Source organism: Mesorhizobium sp. M1E.F.Ca.ET.041.01.1.1 (assembly GCF_003997355.1).
Taxonomy (GTDB): domain Bacteria; phylum Pseudomonadota; class Alphaproteobacteria; order Rhizobiales; family Rhizobiaceae; genus Mesorhizobium.
Window position 1 is genome coordinate 1 of the sequence record NZ_RZSL01000466.1, and the last position, 4999, is coordinate 4999.

6 protein-coding genes are annotated in these 4999 nt (G+C 64.2%); 3 read left to right on the forward strand and 3 right to left on the reverse strand.

Annotation, left to right across the window (positions count from 1 at the left end):
* Positions 1–426: SCO family protein (locus tag EOA38_RS27895; protein ID WP_145966096.1), on the forward strand; the 426-nt coding region annotated here is incomplete at its 5' end.
* 8 nt (positions 427–434) lie between these two features.
* The gene (locus tag EOA38_RS27900) at positions 435–1307 is read left to right on the forward strand and encodes a 50S ribosomal protein L11 methyltransferase (protein WP_127300734.1); all 873 of its coding nucleotides are present in this window, start codon (positions 435–437) and stop codon (positions 1305–1307) included.
* A gap of 9 nt (positions 1308–1316) precedes the next feature.
* On the opposite strand, the gene EOA38_RS27905 is transcribed toward EOA38_RS27900, so the two are convergent.
* Positions 1317–1502: a hypothetical protein gene (locus EOA38_RS27905; protein WP_127300735.1), complete on the reverse strand. Its 186-nt coding sequence runs from the start codon at positions 1500–1502 to the stop codon at positions 1317–1319.
* A 239-nt stretch (positions 1503–1741) separates the two neighbouring features.
* Here EOA38_RS27905 and EOA38_RS27910 point away from each other — a divergent pair, with 239 nt between their 5' ends.
* Positions 1742–3586, forward strand: coding sequence for an aminopeptidase P family protein (locus EOA38_RS27910; protein ID WP_127300736.1), 1845 nt, complete (start codon positions 1742–1744; stop codon positions 3584–3586).
* Positions 3587–3801: 215 nt separating this feature from the next.
* Here EOA38_RS27910 and EOA38_RS27920 read toward each other — a convergent pair whose 3' ends face one another.
* Positions 3802–4098 (reverse strand): AzlD family protein, encoded by a 297-nt coding sequence (locus EOA38_RS27920; protein ID WP_127300737.1) that lies wholly within the window; start codon positions 4096–4098, stop codon positions 3802–3804.
* Positions 4095–4823: an AzlC family ABC transporter permease gene (locus EOA38_RS27925; RefSeq protein WP_127300738.1), complete on the reverse strand. Its 729-nt coding sequence runs from the start codon at positions 4821–4823 to the stop codon at positions 4095–4097. The genes EOA38_RS27920 and EOA38_RS27925 overlap by 4 nt, the downstream gene beginning before the upstream one ends.
* Between the last annotated feature and the right edge of the window lie 176 nt (positions 4824–4999).

A 4999-nucleotide genomic window follows, 5' to 3' on the forward strand; every position in this document is an offset into this window, starting at 1 on the left:
GCGTTCAGGGGGCATCCAAGCGTCGTCTTCTTCGGCTTCACCCATTGCCCGGAAGTCTGCCCGACGACGCTCTTCGAACTGGCCGGCTGGCTGAAGACGATGGGCGACAGCGGCAAGAACCTGAACGCCTATTTCGTCACCGTGGACCCGGAGCGCGACACGCCGGAGATCATCAATTCCTATGTCAGCAACTTCTCCGATCGCATCACCGGCATCACCGGCGATCCGGACAAGGTGCATGCCATGGCCAAGTCCTTCGGCATCTACTGGAAGAAGGTCGACACCGGCGACGGCGATTACACGATGGACCACACGGCCTCCGTGCTGCTCCTCAACGCCAAGGGCGAGTTCGCCGGCACGATCGCCTATGGCGAAAACGCCGACACGGCTATCGCCAAGCTGAAACGCCTGGCGGCGGAAGGCTGACGCATCCGATGGCGCAGACCAGGCTTCATTTCATCGCCAACAAGATCGAGGCCGACCGCATCTTCGCTGCGCTCGACGCCGCCTTCGAGGATGACGGCCTGCCGCTTGCCGTGCTGGAAGTCGACGAGGCCGCCGACATCCACGAAGTGTCGCTCTACGCCGATGGCGATGTCGATGCCGTCGAAGCGCGGATCAACGATATTCTCGTGAGCCTCGCTTTGCCAAAGCCGGTCGAACGCGAGGCGTTGCCCGACGTCGACTGGGTGGCGCGCTCACTGGAAGGGCTGAAGCCGGTCCGCGCCGGGCGTTTCTTCGTCCATGGCGCTCACGACCGCGGCAAGCGCCACAGCAGCGATCTCGCCATCGAGATCGAAGCCGGCCTTGCCTTCGGCACCGGCCATCACGGCACCACAGCCGGCTGCCTCGAAATGCTGGACCAGGTCGTGCGGCGCGAACATCCCCGCAACGCGCTCGATCTCGGCACCGGCAGTGCCGTGCTGGCGATAGCGCTGGCGAAGCTTGCGCATATCCCCGTGCTGGCAACCGACATCGATCCGGTCGCCGTTCGCGTCGCTGCCGCCAATGCGCGCCTCAATCATGTCAAGGCACTGGTCGAGACGGTGACGGCGCCCGGCTTCCATCATCCGATCTTCGCCAGGCGCGCGCCCTTCGACCTGATCGTCGCCAACATCCTGGCGCGGCCGCTGATGCGGCTGGCGCCGGAGATGGCCAAGCACATCAGGCTGGGCGGCTCGCTGGTGCTCTCCGGCATCCTCGACCGCCAGCGCGATGCGGTGATCTCGGCCTATGTCGGCCAAAGCTTCCACCACGTCCGCACCTTGCATCGCGAGGGCTGGGTGACGATCCACCTCAAGCGCTGAGGCGTTTACTCATACATAGAGCGAGTTTGCCGCCCTCTTCAGCTCTTCGCGATTGTAGCCATTGGCGTTCAGCGTTTCATCATCGAGACAAAGCAGCGCGCCATTGACGTAACGGCTTGCTTCGCGCTGGCGGGCTTCGACCAGCGCGTTCATGGCGTTTCTGAAAAATCCGCGTCTGGCTGGAAGCGTGGACATGACAGTCTCCTTTTGCAGGACAACAGGATTCATTCCTCCACGTCCAAGAAATTAGGCTCCACCGACCTGTTTGGAAATCACCGATTCTGCATGGCGTCCATGCGTAAAGACACAGCGCACTTGGCTTGCATATCATCCCTTCTGCGTATCTGGATCAAATCGCGTCCGGTGACAGATCCGTTTCAATCGGCGCATGAAATGCACTAGGGTCGCGACAAGCATCCGAGGAGATCCCACAAATGTTCCAGACCTTTGATTCCGCCGGCGATCCGACCGTAGGCAAGCCGCGCGTGGCGATGCTGCGTCAATGGCTGGTGGAGAACGGTCTGGACGGCTTCATGGTGCCCCGCGCCGACGAGCATCAGGGGGAGTATGTCGCCGACCGTTCGGCGCGGCTGAAATGGCTGACCGGGTTTTCCGGCTCGGCCGGCGTCGCCATCATCCTGCGCGACCGCGCGTTCATCTTCGTCGACGGCCGCTACACGCTGCAGGTGCGGGGCGAGGTCGACCTCTCGATCTTCACCGTCGAGAGCCTGATCGACAATCCGCCGGCGAACTGGATCAAGGACAGTCTCGGCAAGGGCGCCAGGCTCGGCTTCGACCCCTGGCTGCACACGATCGGCGAGGTCAAGGCGCTGAGGGCCTCGGCCGAGCAGTCCGGCGCGACGCTGGTGCCGCTCGACAAGAATCCCATAGACATCATCTGGAAGGATCAGCCCGAGCCGCCGCGCGCACCAGTGGAACTCCACCCCATCGCCTTTGCCGGCGAGCTCGCCAAGGACAAGCTGGCGCGGCTGGCGGGCGCGATCAAGAAGGACGGCGCGACGCATGCCGTGCTGACCGACCCCTCTTCCATCGCCTGGGCATTCAACATCCGTGGCGGCGATGTCGCGCACACGCCGCTGGCGCTGGGCTTCGCCATCCTTGCCGCCGACGGCAAGCACCAGCTCTTCATGGACCCGCACAAATTTTCGCGCCAGGTCGCGGCCTATCTCACCCAGCTTGCCGACCTGCACGATCCGGGCGAGTTCGAAGCAGCCGTCGCTGGGCTTGCCGACGATGGCGCAAAGATCGCGCTCGATACGGTACTGGCGGCGGAAAAGCTGAAGATGCTGGTCGAGGGCAATGGCGGCAAGGTGATATCGGCCGCCGATCCGGCCCGCATCCCGCGCGCCACCAAGAACCAGGCCGAGATCGCCGGCAGCCGCGCCGCGCATCGTCGCGACGGTGCCGCGGTCGCCAAGCTGCTCTGCTGGCTCGACCGGCAGAAGCCGGACACGCTCGACGAGATCGATGTCGTCACCAAGCTCGAGGAGGTTCGCCGCCAGACCGGCGAGGAGACGCAGATGCCGCTGCGCGACGTCTCCTTCGACACGATTTCCGGCGCCGGCCCGAACGGCGCGATCATGCACTATCGCGTTTCACGCGCCACCAGCCGCAAGCTTCAGAGCGGCGAGCTGTTCCTGCTCGATTCCGGCGGACAGTACCAGGACGGTACCACCGACATCACCCGCACCGTGCCGATCGGCCAGCCGACCGAGGAGATGCGCGAGCGCTTCACGCTGGTGCTGAAAGGCATGATCGGCATCTCGATGTTGCGTTTTCCGGCCGGCACGCGCGGCTCGGAGATCGATGCGGTCGCCCGCATGGCGCTGTGGAAGCACGGCTGCGACTTCGCCCATGGCACCGGCCATGGTGTGGGCTCCTATCTCGCCGTGCACGAAGGCCCGCAGCGCATCGCCCGCACCGGCACCGAAAAACTGCTCGCCGGCATGATGCTCTCCAACGAGCCGGGCTACTACAAGGAAGGCGCCTACGGCATCCGCATCGAGAACTTGATCCTGGTCACGCCGGCCGAGCCGATCGAGGGCGGCGACATCGCCATGTACGGCTTTGAGACGCTGACGCTGGCGCCTATCGACAAGCGCCTCGTCCGCACCGATCTTCTGACGCGCGACGAGCTGCACTGGCTCGACCAGTATCATGCATGGGTGCTGGCCGAGATCGGTCCGATGGTCGACGGTGAGACGCTGGCCTGGCTGGAGAAAGCCACCGCGCCGCTGCCGCACGACGCGAAGATCTGATCCTTCGATAGGTCGGCGCCGCCCCTCATTGCCCTGCCGGGCATTTCTCCCCGTATAGAGACGGGGAGAAAGACGCTCTCGCTGATGGTTTCGCAAACTGCCAACGTCGCAGAATGAACGCTGGCGTTGCGGCCATCCACCTTCTCCCCGTCACTATACGGGGAGAAGGTGCCGGCAGGCGGATGAGGGGCGGTGCCAGCGATTCAGGATAAAGGCTATCCGACGAACTGCCGTGCAATGATCAGCACCGCCGCTCCGGCCAGAAACATCGCCATCAGGCCACCGCGCAGCGACACCAGCGCGGTGACGATCAGCGCCGCCCATTCGGCGGGGCCGGCATGCAGGAGTTCCGGCGCCCCCAGCGTCGTCAGCACGGCGGCCGGCACGGCGTTCAAGCCCGCCTCGACGCGCGGATGGATGTTTTCGAAGCGCGAGATGACGAGGTGGCCCCCAACGCGCGTGAGATAGGTGGCGACGGCGCCGGCAAGGATGATCCAGAAGGTCGTGCTCATGGCCGCTTCCCCACGCCGCTGTGATGCGGCGGCAGGATCACCGCCAGAAGCACGCCCGCAATGGCGCCGATGGAAACATGCCAGGGCGAGCCGACGGTTCTGTAGGCGACGATCGAGGCGGCCGCGCTCGCGGCGACCACCGGCAGCCATAACGGCCGCTTGCGGAAGCCCATGACGAGGCCGAGGAAATAGATCGGCAGCAGGAAATCGATGCCCAGCGCATGGGTATCCGGGATCATCTTGCCGAACACCGCACCCAGGCCGCTTTCGATCACCCAGAAAACATAAACCGGCAGGCCGAGCCCCATATACCAGACGAAACCGACCGGCCGACCGGACTCTGCCCTCGCCTCGGCGATGGCATATTGCGGATCAGTGAGGACGAAGTAGCCGATGGCCTGCTGCAGAACCGGCCAATGCGCGATGCGCCGGCCGATGCCGGCGGAATAGAGCACGTGGCGGAAATTCACCGCGAAGATCGACAGCACGACCAGCCACGGCGCGACATGCTGGCCGAACAGTTCGATGCCCACCATCTGGCTGGCGCCGCCATAGATCATGGCGCTCATCAGGAAGGCTTCAAGGACGGAAAAGCCGTTGTCGACGGCTAAAGCGCCGAACAGCACCGCGAACGGCGCCGAGGCAACGACCACCGGCATTGACAGCCGCACGCCGTCCCAGAAATCGCTCTGCGCACGGCCTTCGGAGATTGCTTCCGCTGACATCCAACTGCTCCCTCATGCATGTCGCCCAGAAGTGCGCAGCGGTTCTGGGACAACGACATGCATCAAAACAAGGACTTAAAGCGCGTCGCCTGAATCCATTTCAGGAGACGCGCTTTAAGCCGCCTGATGTAGGGAGCGCCGCCTTGCTTGTCACACCAATTCGCTTGAGCCGACGA

What these genes read in the sequence shown, in the direction of transcription:
- EOA38_RS27900 (WP_127300734.1), top strand. Translation starts at nt 435, where the DNA reads ATGGCGCAGACCAGGCTTCATTTCATCGCCAACAAGATCGAGGCCGAC.
- EOA38_RS27905 (WP_127300735.1), bottom strand. Translation starts at nt 1,502, where the DNA reads ATGTCCACGCTTCCAGCCAGACGCGGATTTTTCAGAAACGCCATGAAC.
- EOA38_RS27910 (WP_127300736.1), top strand. Translation starts at nt 1,742, where the DNA reads ATGTTCCAGACCTTTGATTCCGCCGGCGATCCGACCGTAGGCAAGCCG.
- EOA38_RS27920 (WP_127300737.1), bottom strand. Translation starts at nt 4,098, where the DNA reads ATGAGCACGACCTTCTGGATCATCCTTGCCGGCGCCGTCGCCACCTAT.
- EOA38_RS27925 (WP_127300738.1), bottom strand. Translation starts at nt 4,823, where the DNA reads ATGTCAGCGGAAGCAATCTCCGAAGGCCGTGCGCAGAGCGATTTCTGG.